Source organism: Pseudoruegeria sp. HB172150 (genome assembly GCF_013184805.1).
In the GTDB taxonomy this organism is placed as follows: domain Bacteria; phylum Pseudomonadota; class Alphaproteobacteria; order Rhodobacterales; family Rhodobacteraceae; genus Psychromarinibacter.
Genome location: NZ_JAATNG010000001.1, coordinates 1,803,548 through 1,817,014, shown reverse-complemented (window position 1 = coordinate 1,817,014; position 13,467 = coordinate 1,803,548). Strand labels below are relative to the sequence as shown.

The window sequence follows — 13,467 nt, the reverse complement described above, 5'->3', positions numbered from 1 at the left end:
AAAGGTACCGCCACCAACTGCCCCACGCGGCCGGGCTGTCGGCCAGCCCCACATCTCGCCGCAGGTGTGGGTCGGCCGGCGCCCGCCGATGCCGCCTTGGGAACAAGCGTCGATAGAATTTTCTCATGCCGGTCCTCATGCCCGATGGGTTAAGAACCGATCTAGTGAGGGCGTTGCCCGAAGGGAAACGAAGCCTCTGCATGATCAGCATGAGAAATCGTCATGATCACTGATTATCCGTCCCTCCCACCGCTGCAATGTCTTCGCGCCTTTCTCGCCGTCGCGGACCTACAGCACTTCACCCGCGTGGCGGATCGGCTCGGCCTTACCCAGACGGCGGTCAGCCACCAGGTCGCGCAGCTTGAGGAACAGCTTGGCTGCAAGCTCTTCGTCCGATCCCGTCCGTCTGTCGCGCTCACGCCTGAGGGCCAGCGGCTTCTGCCTGCCGTGCACGACGGTCTGCGGCTGATCCGCGAAGGGATAGAGGCGGCAATGCCCGCCCGCCCTGGATCGGACGTGTTCCTCTCCTGCTCTCCAGAACTCAGCGCTCAATGGCTGGCCCCGCGGCTGGAGCGATTCTATGCCGAACACCCGAACGCCCGGGTCTGCGTAAAGGTGGAATACCACCGCGCCAACCTGTCGGCCGGCGAGGCGGATATCGCGATCTGGCCAGGCCCGGGCGGGCCGGAGCACGACGCAATCCCTTTGGGGCTGGAGGAAGAATTCGCCATCTGCTCGCCCGATCTCTACGCGACGCTCCCGCCCACCAAGGCGCTCAAGGCGGCACCGCTGTTAAGCTATGCCGGTGCGCGCCACACAGTACTGGACTGGGCCCGATGGTACGCTCAGGCGATCGCCCTGAAACCGCCCGGCGCACCTGGCTTCGACTCGCTGGAATTCGGGCCCGAATACCCGACCTTCGAGGCCATGCTGGAAGCGGCAAGGCGCGGCGCCGGTTTCGCGCTGGTCCGCACCTCGCTTGTAGACGGTGAACTCCGCCGGGGAGAGCTGGTCAGGTGCTTCACCGGAAGCGTCGCCTCCGACATGCGCTACCATATCGTTACCGCAAAGAACGCCACCGCCCGGCCCGAGATCGGCGAACTGCGCGACTGGCTGCTTCTGGCCGCGACGGAAGAAGCCTGACGGGAAATCTTGTTTCGAGCGGCCCGATCCCCATTGACCGGTCAGGACCCCTGCCCTAATCCCGCGCCATGAACACGGAAACACCAGATACCGTCAAGCACACCGTCCTGGACGACGTTCAGGGACTCGGATTCGGCGTGTTCATGTGCGCCATAGGCCTCCAGATCCTGACCAGCGCCGGGCTGATCACCGGGCAGACCGCGGGGATCGCAGTGATCCTGTCCTACGTCACCGGCTGGGGTTTTGGCCCGGTGTTTTTCGTGATCAACATCCCGTTCTACATCATTGCCTACCTGCGCCTTGGTCTCGCCTTCACCATCAAGTCGCTGATTTCCGTCACCGCGTTGTCGCTCGTCTCGGAACTTCTGCCGCTCGGCTGGACGGTGGGCGAGATCCACATCGGCCTCGCCGCGCTGATGTTCGGCGCCATCGTCGGCTGCGGCCTGCTCGCCATGTTCCGCCATAACGGCTCTCTCGGCGGGCTGGGCGTCGTGGCGCTGCTCATCCAGGATACGACCGGTTTTCGTGCCGGCTATGTCCAGCTTATCGCCGACGCGGTGATCTTCGCGGTGGGCTTTCTGCTCTTCCCCTTGGGTGTTGTTCTGTGGTCTCTCGCGGGCGCGGTGGTTCTGAACATGGTCATCGCTCTCAACCATCGCCGCGACCGCTACATCGCCACCTGAGGGTTCTCAATGGTTTACGTCTATCTTGTCCTCGCTGTCATGGCAGAGACGATCGGCACATCCGCGCTGCAGGCCAGCCAGCAGTTCACGCGCCCCCTGCCCTCGATCCTCGTCGTTGTCGGCTACGCTGTCAGCTTCTTCCTGCTGTCCCAGGTGCTGAAAACCGTACCCGTCGGCATCGCTTATGCGCTCTGGTCCGGGCTTGGCATAGTGTTCATCGCTTTGATCGGCCTCGCCGTCTTCGGGCAGAAGCTCGACCTGCCCGCGATTCTCGGCATTTCGATGATCCTGGGCGGCATCGTGGTGATCCAGCTCTTCTCTAGCGCGACGCCGCACTAGTCGCGACGCTGCGGCTGCAGCATCAAAGGGCTGGCCTTTCGCCCCGGCCCGCTGTACCAGCCGCGCAATCCCTAACGAGACGATTTCCATGGACCTTCGCAACATCGCGATCATCGCCCACGTCGACCACGGCAAGACCACGCTGGTCGACGAGCTTCTGAAACAATCAGGTGCCTTCCGCACCGGCCAGGCCGTGGCGGAACGCGCCATGGACTCCAACGACCTGGAACGCGAGCGCGGTATTACCATCCTTGCCAAGGCGACTTCGGTCGAATGGAAGGGCACGCGCATCAACATCGTCGACACTCCCGGCCACGCCGATTTCGGAGGCGAAGTGGAGCGCATCCTGTCGATGGTCGACGGCGTGGTCCTGCTGGTCGACGCGGCTGAAGGCCCAATGCCGCAGACCAAGTTCGTCACCTCCAAGGCCCTGGCCCTCGGCTTGCGCCCCATCGTTGTGCTGAACAAGGTCGACAAGCCCGATGCCGAACCCGATCGCGCGCTCGACGAATGCTTCGACCTGTTTGCCGCGCTCGATGCCGACGAGGACCAGCTGGACTTTCCGCACATGTACGCCTCCGGCCGCTCCGGCTGGGCCGATGCGGAGCTTGACGGACCGCGCAAAGATCTGTCGGCGCTGTTCAATCTGATTGTCAACCATGTTCCGGCGCCAAAGCAGATCAAGCACCAGCACGAGGATTTCCAGATGCTGGCCACTACGCTCGGCTCCGACCCGTTCGTCGGCCGCATGCTGACGGGCCGGATCGAAAGCGGCCACATCAAGGTCGGCCAGACTGTGCAGGCGATCAGCCGCATCGGCCAGAAAATCGAGCAGTTCCGCATCACCAAGGTCCGCGCCTTCCGCGGCCTGATGCAGCAGGACATCGAGGAAGGTGTCGCCGGCGACATCGTCAGCCTTGCCGGCATGTCAAAGGCCACCGTCGCCGACACGATCTGCGCGCTGGCGGTGGACGAGCCGCTCGACGCGCAACCCATCGACCCTCCGACCATCACGGTGACCTTCGGCATCAACGACTCGCCGCTGGCGGGCCGCGACGGCAAGAAGGTGCAGTCCCGCGTAATCCGCGAGCGCCTGATGAAAGAAGCAGAATCGAACGTCGCCATCAAGGTTGCCGACACGCCCGGCGGCGAGGCGTTTGAGGTTTCGGGCCGCGGCGAACTGCAGATGGGCGTTCTGATCGAAAACATGCGCCGCGAGGGGTTCGAACTGTCGATTTCGCGCCCTCAGGTTATCATGCGCGACGGCGATGCGGGGCGCGAGGAACCGGTGGAAGAAGCCACCATCGACGTCGATGACGAGTATTCCGGCGTGGTGATCGAGAAGCTCACGGGCGCCCGCAAGGGCGACCTGGTCGAGATGAAGCCCGCCGGCGCTGGGAAGACCCGGATCGTCGCTCACGTCCCTTCGCGCGGGCTGATCGGTTATCACGGCGAGTTCCTGACCGATACCCGCGGCACCGGCGTGCTGAACCGTGTCTTCCACGGCTGGACGCCTTACAAGGGCCCGATCCCCGGCCGCCGGGCTGGCGTTCTGATCTCGATGGAGAACGGCGAGACCGTTGCTTATGCGCTCTGGAACCTAGAGGAACGTGGAAAGCTGTTCCTCGGCGCCCAGGCGCCTGTCTATCAGGGCATGATCATCGGCGAGCACAGCCGCGAGAACGACCTCGAGGTGAACCCGCTCAAGGGCAAAAAGCTGACCAACGTCCGCGCCTCCGGCACCGACGAGGCCGTGCGCCTGACCACGCCGGTCACGCTGTCGCTGGAAGAGGCCATCGCCTATATCAACGACGACGAACTAGTCGAGGTCACGCCAAACGCAATCCGCCTGCGCAAGCGCTATCTCGATCCGCACGAACGCAAACGGCAGGCACGCGCCGCCGAATAAGGGCCGGATTGCCCGGCCCGCCACCCGGGGCTAACCTGTCCCGGGTGGTGTACATGGTTCGGATAGGTTTCTTATTTGCCCTTTGCAGTCTCGCACTGCCGGTACAGGCCGCAGACCTGACCTGCCCGCGTGGCGCGATCACTGTCTCGGGAGACGACCGGACCCTGATCGAGCAGACCTGCGAAATCGCCGAGTCTGCCGCCGACCGTCTCGCCGCCTGCAATGCCCCGATCACTCGTCCGGTCCGCATCGAGATTGTCGGCGAACTGCTGACCGGCTGTGTCGGCCTTTATCACTGCGGCGAGGACTGGATAGAGATCCTGCCGCCTGCCACTGCCATCGGCCTGCGCAGTGTGGACAGTCCGTTTCAGAACCTTTCCTCGGACGACTACTTCGCCAGCATCGTCACCCATGAAATGGCCCACGCCGCCTATGACGAAGCCACCTGCCCGTTCGCCGATTGTCCAGCCACTGCGGAGTACGTCGCTTACGCGATGCAGGTCGGCGCGCTGACCGCCGACCAGATTGTCGATTTCGAAGCCGCCGCTGACATCGACCGCCGCGTCGGCCATGACGAGCTGAACCGGGCATTGCTGATGATGAATCCTAACGGCTTTGCCGCCCGTACCTGGACGCATTTCAGCCAGCGCGAGGACGGCTGTGCCTATATCGGTCTGGTCATGTCCGGTAACATCCTGTTCGATACGGAGCGGCCGTGACAGCTTGAGCGAGATGGAGAGAACGATGCCGGAACCGAAAATGGTAAGACATGCGGACTGGGCGAAGGATCCGATTGTCTGGCAGGGCAACATACAGGGCCATCAACTCGGCACCGGAGTGACGGTACTGTTCTTCAGCACGGATCGCATCGGCCACGGCCCGAAGCTGCATGTCCACGACTATGACGAGGTGTTCATCGTCCGCGAGGGTCGCGCGCTGTTTACTATCGGTGACGACACGGTCGAAGCCGGTACAGGAGACGTGCTGCTAGGCCCGGCGGGGGTGCCGCACAAATTCGTCAATCTCGGACCGGGGCGATTGGAAACGACGGATATCCACCATTCCGACCGCTGGGTGCAGACGGATCTGGAATAGATCTCGGATCGCTTCGCGACCCGACGTAGCTGGGGAGACGTCGTCCCGCCAGACCTCCCTAGGGTATTTGTGGCCAGAAGAATCAGGGATTCCGGTCAGTAACGGCTGACGGTGTCGCCTATCGCAAGGGATCTGGCTCGATCATCTCGGCGCACCATCCGCCGTGGCCGCAGCCCGATCCATGCAACCCGCCCCGCCTGCGCATCGGTCACAGTCAGCTCGGCGAGGGTCCTCAGGCTTCTTCCACCACCATCAGGTCGCGCTCGCTCGCCTGTTTGGCGTATTCCAGCGCCTCCTGATAGCGGGGTGAGTTGTAGCACTCGACCGCGGCCTCCATCGACGGGAACCGCGCCACCACGTTGCGCGGCCGGTCCTTGCCCTCCAGCACAGTGTACTTGCCGCCGCGCGCCAGGAAGACACCGCCATGGGCGGCGATCGCTTCGGTCGCGATCTTCGCGTATTTGCCGTAGGTCTCCTCGTCGGTGACCGTCACATGCGCGATCCAGAGTGCGCCCATCCTAACCTCCCAGAACTTTTTCCGCCGCGGCGATGGCGGCCTCTGCATTGCCGGCATCCTTGCCGCCGCCCTGCGCCATATCCGGCCTGCCGCCGCCGCCCTTGCCGCCCAGCTCCGCCACCGCGGCCCTGACCAGATCCACCGCGCTGACAGCGCCGGTCAGATCCTGCGTCACGCCCGCGGCCACCGCCGCCTTGCCGTCCGCATCGGCGATCAGCAGGATCGCACCGGACCCCAGCCGCGCCTTGTGCTCGTCGATCAGCACCGGCAGATCCTTGCCGGAAACGCCCTGCAGCACCTGCGCCAGGAACTTGTGGCCGTTGACGTCTTTCGCCTCGGCGCTACCCGGCCTGGTCCCGCCGGACATCGCCAGCTCGCGACGCAGTTGCGCGACTTCGTTGGTCAGCGACTTGCGCTCGTCCAGCAGCGCACGCACGCGGGCCACGGCCTCGACGCCGGTCGATTTCACCATCTCTTCGATCTCGGACATCACCAGGTCGCGTCCGCGCAGTTCGGTCAAAGCCGCCTGCCCGGTCAGAGCTTCGATCCGCCGCACGCCCGCCGAGGATGCAGTTTCCGAGGTCAGCGCGAAGGCGCCGATATCGCCGGTCCGCGCCACATGGGTGCCGCCGCAGAGCTCCAGCGAATAGGTCTCCTTGTCGAGGCCCTTGCCGGTGGGCGCGCGGCCCATGGACACAACACGGACCTCATCGCCGTACTTCTCGCCAAAGAGCGCCTGGGCGCCGATGCCGCGGGCGTCGTCCGGAGTCATGATCCGGGTTTCGACGGCGGTATTCTGGCGTACGTATTCGTTCACCTCGCGCTCGACCTGCGCGATTTCCTCCGACGTCAGCGCCTTGGCATGGCTGAAGTCGAACCGCAGCCGGTCCGGCGCATTCAGCGAGCCGCGCTGTGCCACGTGATCGCCAAGCGCCTGCCGCAGCGCCTCGTGCAGCAAGTGTGTCGCCGAGTGGTTCGCCCGGATCAGCCCGCGCCGCGCGTGGTCAACCTTCAGCGAAATAGCGTCGCCCTTCTGCAGCGCCCCCTCCCCGGCTTTCACGAAATGGCCGATGATTTTGCCGCCACCGAAACGCTGCGTGTCGGTGACTTTGCCGACCACATCGTGATCCGACAGCGAGCGGATCACGCCTTCATCGCCGACCTGGCCGCCCGCCTCGCCATAGAACGGCGTCTGGTTGACGATGATCCAGCCGCTTTCACCCTCGGGCAGACTTTCGGTCAGCTTTCCGTCGTTTATGATCGCCAGGATCTGTCCCTCGGCCACTTCGGTGTCATAGCCTAGGAATTCGGTGGCGCCGTGCGTTTCCAGCAGGTCGAACCACACGGCCAGATCCTTCGCCTCGCCTGTCCCAGCCCAGGCGGCGCGCGCCTTTGCCTTCTGTTCCGCCATCGCCGCGTCGAAGCCGGTAACATCCACTGCACGCCCCATCTCGCGCAGCGCGTCCTGCGTCAGGTCGAGCGGGAAACCATAAGTATCATAAAGTCGGAATGCCGCCTCGCCTGGCAGATCCGCGCCCTCGCCCAGCTTGCCAAGCTCGTCGTCCAGCAGCTTCAGTCCGCGATCCAGCGTCTGCTTGAACCGGGTCTCCTCCAGAAGCAGCGTCTCCTGGATCAGCGCCTGCGCGCGGCCAAGTTCGGGATAAGCCTGTCCCATCTGGCCGACCAGCGACGGCACCAGCCGGTGCATCACGGGATCCTGGTTGCCCAGCAGATGCGCATGCCGCATTGCCCGCCGCATGATCCGGCGCAGCACGTAACCGCGCCCCTCATTCGAGGGCATAACGCCGTCGGCGATCAGGAACGAAGTCGACCGCAGGTGATCCGCGATCACCCGGTGATGCACATTGCCGTCGCCATCCGGATCGGTCGAAGACGCATGCGCCGACGCCTCGATCAGCGCCCGCATCGTATCGGTGTCGTAATTGTCGTGCTTTCCCTGCAGCAGCGCACCGATCCGTTCCAGGCCCATGCCGGTGTCGATCGACTGCATGTCGAGCGCCCGCATAGAGCCGTCCTCGAACTGCTCGTTCTGCATGAAGACAAGGTTCCAGATCTCGATGAACCGGTCGCCGTCCTCTTCCGCTGAGCCCGGTGGCCCGCCCCAGATATGGTCGCCGTGATCATAGAAGATCTCGGTGCAGGGGCCGCAGGGTCCGGTCGGGCCCATCTGCCAGAAATTGTCGGACGTGGCGATCCGGATGATCCGGTCTTCCGGCACGCCGATCTTCTTCCAAAGCTCGAATGCCTCGTCGTCTGTGTGATAGACCGTGGTCAACAGCCGCGACTTGTCGATGCCGAAATCCTTGGTCAACAGCTCCCATGCATAGGGGATCGCCGCTTCCTTGAAGTAATCGCCGAAGCTGAAATTCCCCAGCATCTCGAAGAAAGTGTGGTGCCGCGCGGTGTACCCGACATTGTCGAGGTCGTTGTGCTTGCCGCCGGCGCGCACACATTTCTGCGCCGTGGTCGCCCGGACATAGTCGCGGCGCTCGACCCCGGTGAACAGGTTCTTGAACTGGACCATGCCCGAGTTCACGAACATCAGCGTCGGGTCGTTGCGCGGAACCAGCGGCGAGGACGGCACGACTTCGTGGCCTTGCCGGCGGAAATAATCGAGAAAGGTGGAGCGGATTTCGTTCAGGCTGGGCATGGCGATCTGGCGGTTCCGGATTAGGTGGAGGCCGGTCTATCTCCTAACCGTATTGCAGTAAAGCAGCCCTTGGAGTCTCATGCGCAACTTCATTGCCGATACGCTGGCGCTGGTGATCTTTTTCACGATCACAGGCGTGCTGAATGAACGATTGATCGCGGGGATGGACTGGGCGGAGGTCCTGCGTGCGCGGACAATCGGCGCGCCGCTCATGGTTCTGACGGCGCGGCCTTACGGCGTCTGGCGCGACTGGATGATGGCGCGGCGGGCCGCTGAAAGCCAGCCGCTGATCTTCGACAGCCTGGCACTTTTGGTATTCCAGGTGCCGATCTACGCCGGGATCGTTGCCGCCGGCGGTGCGGATGCGGCAGAGACCGCGAGGGCCAGCGCCGGCGCGGCGCTCATGATGCTGGCGTTCGGGAGACCCTATGGCGTCTGGCTGGGGATCGTCCGCGGTTGGTTCGGGCTGCCACCGGATGGGCAGAAACCGATGTCGCTGGGCGGGTGAGCGACCGCGCGGTGCATTCTACTTGCCCCAACATCATCATGTCCCTACGGTGCCGCCCTCCGCCATCAAACGAAAGCCCCTAACATGGCCCGCCTGTTCATCCGCCACCGCGTCGGCGAATTCGCCCCCTGGTTCAAAGGCTACAGCGAGAACCCGGATTTCCGGAGCGAACGCGGCGTGACCCATGACGAGGTGCATTGCGCCCTCGCCGACCCAAACGATGTCACCGTGATCCACGATTTCGACAGCGGCGCCGATGCCGAATCCTTCGTCGCCGATCTCCGCGCCGAAGGCATCTTCAGCGAACTCGGCGTCGAGGGCGCGCCGGAGATCTGGATCACCGACCCGGTCGACTAGACTGCGTCAGGCCGCGGGGCGGCAGGCAACCGTCCCGGGGAATATCAGGATCTTCGCCTCGTGGCGTGGGCGCCGCGCGACAGGTCCGGCCTTGCCGTCGACATATTCGGCGATCTCGTCCCGGGTAATCCCCAAGTCCCACAGTGCCTGGCGTGACATCGCGCTCAGCTCGCGGATGGCTTGCCGCCGCTCGCGGCGATCACGCAAGTTTGCCAATAGGTTCTGCATTTTTGTTTCCTCCTGCTCTTGCCGGTGTTGAGATAGCCAATGTATATACATTCGCGATCAAACGCAAGTCCCGGAGGGTGCAAACCCGCTATGCGGCGCAGCAGACCGGTTGGGAACACGCCGCCACGGGAAACTGCAGAATATCCGCCGCCCGACGTGATCGAATCGCCGGTCCGGCCAGCCCATCGACGTAATCTTCGATCTGGCCGCGGTCGATCCCGATGTCCCAAAGCAGCTCATCGGACATGGCATTCAGTTCCCTTATCGCGTCCCGCCTTTCCCGGCGTTTCCGCGCTTCACTCATCCAGCTCCACATGGGTGACTCCATCGATTTCTATATTTCTAGAAATATTAAAATGACCAAAAAAGAAAAGGGCCAACAAGCGCTGGCCCTCTACACCTTCCCGTGAACGAAAACCTAGTCGTCGACCAGTGCGTCGTCGTCATCCTCGCGTGCAGCATCGAATTCCAATCCGTGCGCGGCGCGGATCTTGTCCTCGATCTCGAAAGCTAAATCAGGGTTCTCTTTCAGAAAACTCTTCGCGTTCTCGCGTCCCTGCCCGATCCGCTCATCCCCGTACGAGAACCAGGCGCCGGACTTCTCGACCACGCCGGCCTTTACGCCCAGGTCCAGCAGCTCGCCGGTCTTCGAGATGCCCTCGCCATACATGATGTCGAATTCCACCTGCTTGAACGGCGGCGCCACCTTGTTCTTGACGATCTTGACCCGGGTCTGGTTACCGACAACCTCGTCGCGGTCCTTGATCGCGCCGATGCGGCGGATGTCCAGCCGGACCGAGGAATAAAACTTCAACGCGTTGCCGCCAGTGGTCGTTTCTGGCGAGCCAAACATGACGCCGATCTTCATCCGGATCTGGTTGATGAAGACAACCGTGCATTTCGACCGCGATATCGATCCCGTCAGCTTGCGCATTGCCTGGCTCATCAGTCGCGCATGCACGCCGACAGACGAGTCGCCCATGTCGCCCTCGAGTTCCGATTTAGGCGTCAGCGCTGCCACCGAATCAACCACGACCATGCTCACCGCGCCTGAGCGCACCAGCGTGTCGGTGATTTCCAGCGCCTGTTCCCCAGTGTCGGGCTGCGAGATCAGGAGCTCGTCCAGGTTCACGCCAAGTTTCTTGGCATATTGCGGATCTAGCGCGTGTTCCGCGTCGACGAAGGCACAGACGCCGCCCTTTTTCTGCTCTTCCGCTATGCAATGCAGTGTCAGCGTCGTCTTGCCCGAGCTTTCCGGCCCGTAGATCTCCACGATCCGGCCCTTCGGGATACCGCCGATCCCCAGCGCGATATCCAGCCCAAGCGATCCGGTCGAGGTCGCCTCGATATCCTGCAGTGGGTTGTCGGCGCCGAGCTTCATGATCGAGCCCTTGCCGAATTGCCGTTCGATCTGCGCCAGCGCCGAGTCGAGCGCCTTCTGCTTATCGCCGTCCTTCTTATCCATGATATTCAGAAGTTCTGCCGTAGCCATGATTGTTTGTTCCCTTATTTCACAGCGCCTGCCCGGCGGCAATCACTGCCGATGTTCGCCTCTTGTTCTGATTTCTGTTATGAGAACAAAACGCGCACATTTCAACATGAATCTTTTGTATTCCATCTTGGCAGGTTTAGGCTTAAGGAACCGTGTACGCGGGGCCGATCTTCAAGAATTACCCATAACGCATTGCCTTGGCAAAAGAATCGTCCACCGGATAGGCTCAGACCAGCTGCTGCTGCACCGTGTCCGTCAATTGCGCCAGGGAAAACGGCTTCGGCAGGAAGACCGAATTCGGGATCTTCGAGCGGTTATGCGCGATACTGTCTTCGGCATAGCCTGACACGAACACGACCCGCACCTCGGGTCGCTGTTTTAACGCCTGCGCTACCCAGGTCGGACCGTCCATTCCCGGCATCACCACGTCGGTCACGAAAACATCGACGTCGAGTTCCAAATCCTCCAGCGTCCTAAGCGCATCCTCGGCGCAGTCGGCCTCCAGCACTGTATATCCCCTCAACCGCAGCGCCCGGCTGGCAAAGGCCCTTACCGGTGCTTCATCCTCGACCAGCAGCACCACGCCGCCACCGGTACGCGCAGCAGGCCGCGACGGCGGCGGCAGCGCCGAGCCGGGCGACGCGGGGCGTCCGCGATGCGCGGGAAAATACATGGAAAACACCGTGCCCTGCCCATCGACGCTGTCGGCAAAAATGTAGCCGCCTGTTTGCTTGACGATGCCATAGGCCATCGATAACCCGAGCCCGGTCCCCTCACCTGTACGCTTGGTCGAATAGAACGGCTCAAAAATCTTTACCAGCTTGTCCGGGGGGATGCCGCATCCCTCATCCTCGACTGTCACCACAACATAATCGCCCTTCGGCACCTCGGCCCGGTCGCGGCAAAGCGGCTCTTTCAGCCGCACCGCCCGAGTGGCAATCTTGATCTCGCCGCCCTCTGGCATCGCGTCGCGCGCGTTGACGACGAGGTTCATCAGCACCTGCTCCAGCTGCCGTTTGTCGGCGCGCACACGTGGCAACTCCGGATCATGCATCCAGTCCAGATGGATCTTCTCCCCTACCAGCCGGTTCAGAAGATGCGTCAGGTCCCCCAGTGTGTCGCGCAGGTCGATCAGTTCTGGCTGCATGTTCTGCTTGCGCGAAAACGCCAGCAACTGCCCCACCAGCGCCGCGGCGCGATTAGCGTTCTGATTAATCTGCACTAAGTCGCCGTAGTCCGGATCGCCCGGCGCATGGCGTAAAAGCAGCAGGTCGCAATGCCCCGAAATCGCCGTCAGCAGGTTGTTGAAGTCATGCGCCACGCCGCCCGCCAGTTGCCCGACCGCCTGCATCTTCTGACTCTGTACAAACTGCGCCTCCAATGTCTTCAGTTCGGTCGCATCGATCAGCACCGCCAGCAGCGAGGCATCGCCGCTTTCTACCATCCGCCCCAGTGCCACCTGCAGGTAGACGTCCTTTTGCGGCATGGTCGCGCGCACCACTTCGGCCTGGGTTCCGCCGCGCCCCTCGGACACGTCGCGCAGCCAATCCTCCACCGGCCGCCCCAATCCCTCTACCACCGAGGCGAAATCGAGCCCCGCCTCGTCCGGCAGCGCCAGCAGGAGCCGCGCCCGCCTGTTCGCCATCAGGATCCGGCCCGATGCAGACAGCTTCAGAATCGGTGCCGGAACCGCATCAGCATGGATCAGGTGACGCTCTGGTGCTTCACCCGGTAGTGCGAAAACCTGTGTCAGCCCGCCCGGCTCTTCCAGGATCGCGAGATGCGCGGCGAACTGGCCCCGCGTGGTATCCAGATGATGCAGCTGCCCGTTAACCAGAGGCACGTCGATGACAACGCGGTCCAGTGTCTTCGGGCGGCTTCCCAGCAAAGTCTCCATCGCCTGGTTCATGTCGACGATCTTGCCGGTTTTTGACAGGCGCATCATCGGCATCGCGATCTCTGCCAACTCCGCGGTGCCATGGTCGTCGAGCCGCCAGATATACCCGCCCGGATCGGCTCGCGTCACCGACAAGCGCAGCGCGCCCTGTGCCGTTGCCACATCCTCCGCAGCGGCGCCCTGGGCATCCGCGCGCAGCCGCATACGCTGCAAAACGTGGTTCGGCGCGGCGAAATGCTCGCCAATAGCCGCCGATAGCGTCTGCCCGTCGCTACCGGGGTACTTCTGCGCCGCGGCCGGATTGCGATAGACGATCTGCCCCGCTTCGTCGGTCAGGAAACTCGGCACCGCGTCGCGCCCGATCAGAGCCGAGATTGCGGTAGATATCCGCAGTTGCTGCGACTTGTGGCGCCGCACAAGCAGGTGAATCAGCAGAACCAACGCAATGAGCGTCGCGCCGGACACCAGAAACACTCGGCCCGCAAAACCGCCGGCGAAGAACAGGGCAAGTCCCAGCAAGCCAGCACCGGGTGCCAGCATGCGGCGCCACCGAGGAGCCACGGCCAGAGCCATGCGTGTAAGGGGCCCGGTCGGAGAGGCGGTATCGGACAAGAGCAACTCCTCAACC

At 63.1% G+C, this 13,467-nt stretch carries 14 protein-coding genes; 8 read left to right on the top strand and 6 right to left on the bottom strand.

The window, feature by feature from the left end; genetic code table 11:
* Window positions 1-222 precede the first annotated feature (222 nt).
* The 6 genes from HCO70_RS08700 (at window position 223) to HCO70_RS08675 (ending at window position 5,169) form a co-directional block, all read left to right on the top strand.
* A complete protein-coding gene (locus tag HCO70_RS08700; RefSeq protein WP_172294996.1) occupies window positions 223-1,143 on the top strand; it encodes a LysR substrate-binding domain-containing protein in 921 nt (306 codons plus the stop codon).
* A 68-nt stretch (window positions 1,144-1,211) separates the two neighbouring features.
* Complete coding sequence (locus HCO70_RS08695; protein ID WP_172294994.1) at window positions 1,212-1,826, top strand: YitT family protein; 615 nt, start codon at window positions 1,212-1,214, stop codon at window positions 1,824-1,826.
* A gap of 9 nt (window positions 1,827-1,835) precedes the next feature.
* A complete protein-coding gene (locus HCO70_RS08690; protein ID WP_172294992.1) occupies window positions 1,836-2,165 on the top strand; it encodes a multidrug efflux SMR transporter in 330 nt (109 codons plus the stop codon).
* A gap of 88 nt (window positions 2,166-2,253) precedes the next feature.
* Window positions 2,254-4,074, top strand: a complete 1,821-nt coding sequence (typA, locus tag HCO70_RS08685; protein ID WP_172294990.1) for a translational GTPase TypA — start codon at window positions 2,254-2,256, stop codon at window positions 4,072-4,074.
* Window positions 4,075-4,127: 53 nt separating this feature from the next.
* Window positions 4,128-4,793: a hypothetical protein gene (locus tag HCO70_RS08680; protein ID WP_172294988.1), complete on the top strand. Its 666-nt coding sequence runs from the start codon at window positions 4,128-4,130 to the stop codon at window positions 4,791-4,793.
* Window positions 4,794-4,818: 25 nt separating this feature from the next.
* Complete coding sequence (locus HCO70_RS08675) at window positions 4,819-5,169, top strand: cupin domain-containing protein (protein ID WP_172294986.1); 351 nt, start codon at window positions 4,819-4,821, stop codon at window positions 5,167-5,169.
* Between the two features lie 232 nt (window positions 5,170-5,401).
* Here the strand turns inward: HCO70_RS08675 and HCO70_RS08670 are convergent, their stop codons facing one another.
* Both HCO70_RS08670 and alaS read right to left on the bottom strand, forming a co-directional pair.
* A complete protein-coding gene (locus HCO70_RS08670) occupies window positions 5,402-5,686 on the bottom strand; it encodes a DUF1330 domain-containing protein (protein WP_172294985.1) in 285 nt (94 codons plus the stop codon).
* Between the two features lies 1 nt (window position 5,687).
* On the bottom strand, window positions 5,688-8,357 hold the full coding sequence (alaS, locus tag HCO70_RS08665) for an alanine--tRNA ligase (protein ID WP_172294983.1): 2,670 nt from the start codon (window positions 8,355-8,357) through the stop codon (window positions 5,688-5,690).
* 79 nt (window positions 8,358-8,436) lie between these two features.
* Between alaS and alaE the strand changes: the two genes are divergently transcribed.
* Both alaE and HCO70_RS08655 read left to right on the top strand, forming a co-directional pair.
* Window positions 8,437-8,865 (top strand): L-alanine exporter AlaE, encoded by a 429-nt coding sequence (alaE, locus tag HCO70_RS08660; protein ID WP_172294981.1) that lies wholly within the window; start codon window positions 8,437-8,439, stop codon window positions 8,863-8,865.
* An 84-nt stretch (window positions 8,866-8,949) separates the two neighbouring features.
* Window positions 8,950-9,222 carry a hypothetical protein gene (locus HCO70_RS08655; RefSeq protein ID WP_172294980.1) on the top strand — a complete coding sequence of 91 codons (273 nt, stop codon included), beginning with the start codon at window positions 8,950-8,952 and terminating at the stop codon, window positions 9,220-9,222.
* Window positions 9,223-9,228: 6 nt separating this feature from the next.
* Here HCO70_RS08655 and HCO70_RS08650 read toward each other — a convergent pair whose 3' ends face one another.
* The 4 genes from HCO70_RS08650 to HCO70_RS08630 all read right to left on the bottom strand — a co-directional run bounded on the left by HCO70_RS08650 (window position 9,229) and on the right by HCO70_RS08630 (window position 13,379).
* Window positions 9,229-9,450: a DUF1127 domain-containing protein gene (locus tag HCO70_RS08650; protein WP_172294978.1), complete on the bottom strand. Its 222-nt coding sequence runs from the start codon at window positions 9,448-9,450 to the stop codon at window positions 9,229-9,231.
* An 88-nt stretch (window positions 9,451-9,538) separates the two neighbouring features.
* A complete protein-coding gene (locus tag HCO70_RS08645; RefSeq protein ID WP_172296222.1) occupies window positions 9,539-9,754 on the bottom strand; it encodes a DUF1127 domain-containing protein in 216 nt (71 codons plus the stop codon).
* A 114-nt stretch (window positions 9,755-9,868) separates the two neighbouring features.
* Window positions 9,869-10,942 (bottom strand): recombinase RecA, encoded by a 1,074-nt coding sequence (gene recA / locus HCO70_RS08635; protein ID WP_172294976.1) that lies wholly within the window; start codon window positions 10,940-10,942, stop codon window positions 9,869-9,871.
* A 226-nt stretch (window positions 10,943-11,168) separates the two neighbouring features.
* Window positions 11,169-13,379 carry an ATP-binding protein gene (locus HCO70_RS08630; protein WP_172294975.1) on the bottom strand — a complete coding sequence of 737 codons (2,211 nt, stop codon included), beginning with the start codon at window positions 13,377-13,379 and terminating at the stop codon, window positions 11,169-11,171.
* Between the last annotated feature and the right edge of the window lie 88 nt (window positions 13,380-13,467).

Excerpts from the sequence above, each read along its gene's own strand:
- HCO70_RS08700 (WP_172294996.1), top strand. The coding sequence starts at position 223 with ATGATCACTGATTATCCGTCCCTCCCACCGCTGCAATGTCTTCGCGCC.
- HCO70_RS08695 (WP_172294994.1), top strand. The coding sequence starts at position 1,212 with ATGAACACGGAAACACCAGATACCGTCAAGCACACCGTCCTGGACGAC.
- HCO70_RS08690 (WP_172294992.1), top strand. The coding sequence starts at position 1,836 with ATGGTTTACGTCTATCTTGTCCTCGCTGTCATGGCAGAGACGATCGGC.
- typA (WP_172294990.1), top strand. The coding sequence starts at position 2,254 with ATGGACCTTCGCAACATCGCGATCATCGCCCACGTCGACCACGGCAAG.
- HCO70_RS08680 (WP_172294988.1), top strand. The coding sequence starts at position 4,128 with ATGGTTCGGATAGGTTTCTTATTTGCCCTTTGCAGTCTCGCACTGCCG.
- HCO70_RS08675 (WP_172294986.1), top strand. The coding sequence starts at position 4,819 with ATGCCGGAACCGAAAATGGTAAGACATGCGGACTGGGCGAAGGATCCG.
- HCO70_RS08670 (WP_172294985.1), bottom strand. The coding sequence starts at position 5,686 with ATGGGCGCACTCTGGATCGCGCATGTGACGGTCACCGACGAGGAGACC.
- alaS (WP_172294983.1), bottom strand. The coding sequence starts at position 8,357 with ATGCCCAGCCTGAACGAAATCCGCTCCACCTTTCTCGATTATTTCCGC.
- alaE (WP_172294981.1), top strand. The coding sequence starts at position 8,437 with ATGCGCAACTTCATTGCCGATACGCTGGCGCTGGTGATCTTTTTCACG.
- HCO70_RS08655 (WP_172294980.1), top strand. The coding sequence starts at position 8,950 with ATGGCCCGCCTGTTCATCCGCCACCGCGTCGGCGAATTCGCCCCCTGG.
- HCO70_RS08650 (WP_172294978.1), bottom strand. The coding sequence starts at position 9,450 with ATGCAGAACCTATTGGCAAACTTGCGTGATCGCCGCGAGCGGCGGCAA.
- HCO70_RS08645 (WP_172296222.1), bottom strand. The coding sequence starts at position 9,754 with ATGAGTGAAGCGCGGAAACGCCGGGAAAGGCGGGACGCGATAAGGGAA.
- recA (WP_172294976.1), bottom strand. The coding sequence starts at position 10,942 with ATGGCTACGGCAGAACTTCTGAATATCATGGATAAGAAGGACGGCGAT.
- HCO70_RS08630 (WP_172294975.1), bottom strand. The coding sequence starts at position 13,379 with ATGCTGGCACCCGGTGCTGGCTTGCTGGGACTTGCCCTGTTCTTCGCC.